Source organism: Catellatospora sp. NPDC049609 (assembly GCF_040675365.1).
Lineage (GTDB): Bacteria > Actinomycetota > Actinomycetes > Mycobacteriales > Micromonosporaceae > Catellatospora.
The window spans coordinates 1-1,661 of sequence record NZ_JBFAOU010000441.1; the positions used below are offsets into that span (position 1 = coordinate 1).

Below are 1,661 nucleotides of genomic sequence, written 5' to 3' on the forward strand. Positions count from 1 at the left end.
GGAACTGGTCAGTGTGGACTCCACGGTCGTGCGGGGGCATCAGGAGTCGTCGGGTCTGGCGGTGGCCGGTGAGACCCTCGACGCCCTCGAACAGGCGCTGACCGAGGAAAAAGGGGTCTACTGACCTTCTCGTGGGTCGGGTTTCATGATCGTCCGGGAAGTGGTGGGCAGAGGCCGCCGCGGCGGAGGTTGGCCATGGTGATCAGCGCCTGAGCGCTGTGGTAGCCGTAGGCCTGGCGGGTCAGTACGCGTAGGTGGACGTTGTTGGCCTCGATCCGGGCGTTGGACAGGCCGCTGTCGAGCATGTTGTGGATGGCGGGCAGGTGACGGCGGATCGTCTTGGCCAGCTTGACGAACGGCGCGAGCTTGGACCGACCGGCCCAGCGCAGCCACGCCTTGAGCAGGAGCCTGCCGTCGGCACCCTTGACCGCGATGACCTGCCGGAACTGCTCCTTGAGCAGATAGGCCCGATACAGCGGCCGGTTGGTCTGCTGGATCGAGGCCAGGGTGGCTTTCTGCTTGTCGGACAGGCCCGGCGGGTTCTTCCACAGCGCCCACCGCGCGCCCTTGAGCGCCGTGGACACCTCGGTGCGCCCGCCCTTGCCGCCGCGGGCGGTGTTCCACACCGCCCGCGGACCTTGTCGAGGGCGTCGGTGACCCACGCGACCAGGTGATACGGGTCGAGGCAGCGCACCGCCTGTTGCGCGACGTTCGTGGTGAGCGTGTAGGCGTCGTTACTGGTGAGCATGTAGCGGCGTGGTGAAGCCCTGTCCGCCGGAGGCGGGCAGGGCTTGGTGTTCATGGTGTCGTGGTGGTGTTCATTCTGTCGTGACTTCGGCGACGGCGGCGCGGGCCGCGGACTCGTCGACGATGTTCTTGTCGGCGGCGAAGGCGGCGACGAGGGCTTGGATGGCGAGGTTGTTGACGGCGCGGGGTAGGCCGCGGCTGGTCTGGTGGATGAGTGCGACGGCGTCGTCGGAGAACAGGGTGTCGGAGCGGCCGGCCAGGGCCAGGTGGTGTTTGACGTAGCCGGCGGTGTCGGCGGCGGCCATGGGGTTGAGGGTGTAGCGCAGGGCGATGCGCTGGTCGAGGGCGGCCAGGACGCCGAGTTTGATCCGGCGGCGCAGGGTGGGTTGTCCGACCAGTAGGCAGGCGAACGGGGATCGGGAGTCCATGTCCTGGTTGGTGAGCATCCGGATGCCTTCCAACTGGGGGTGGTCGAGTAGGTGTGCTTCGTCGATGACCAGGACGGGGGTCCGGCCGCGTTCGGCTTGTTCGGTCGCGAGGGCGTCGGCGGTCTGCGGGATGAGGGTGGCCATGTGTGGTCGGGGGACGCCGCCGAGGGTGGTGACGATGGCGTGGTGGATGCCGCGGGCGCCGATGGTGGGGTTGCCGAGGTAGATGATGGTGTGGCGGGTGGGGTCCAGGCCGGTGAGTGCGGCGCGGACGGCGACGGTTTTGCCGGCGCCGACTTCGCCGGTGATCACGCCGAGGGCGCGTTCGGTGACGCACCAGGTGATGCGGGCGATGGCTTCGGCGTGGGCGGTGTGGCGGTGCAGCGCGCCGGGGGCCAGGCCGCGGCCGAAGGGCATCTTCGACAGGCCGTAGTGGGCTTGCAGCCGTTCGATGGTCACGGTTTCTCCTGGTCGCGCAGGGCGGCG

General features: G+C 69.0%; 2 protein-coding genes. Both read right to left on the reverse strand.

Going from position 1 to position 1,661, the window contains the following annotated elements:
- Positions 1–143: 143 nt before the first annotated feature.
- Positions 144–626: a transposase gene (locus AB0J67_RS40980; protein ID WP_363491202.1), complete on the reverse strand. Its 483-nt coding sequence runs from the start codon at positions 624–626 to the stop codon at positions 144–146.
- Between the two features lie 192 nt (positions 627–818).
- Positions 819–1,634, reverse strand: a complete 816-nt coding sequence (locus AB0J67_RS40985) for an AAA family ATPase (RefSeq protein ID WP_363491204.1) — start codon at positions 1,632–1,634, stop codon at positions 819–821.
- Positions 1,635–1,661 lie beyond the last annotated feature (27 nt).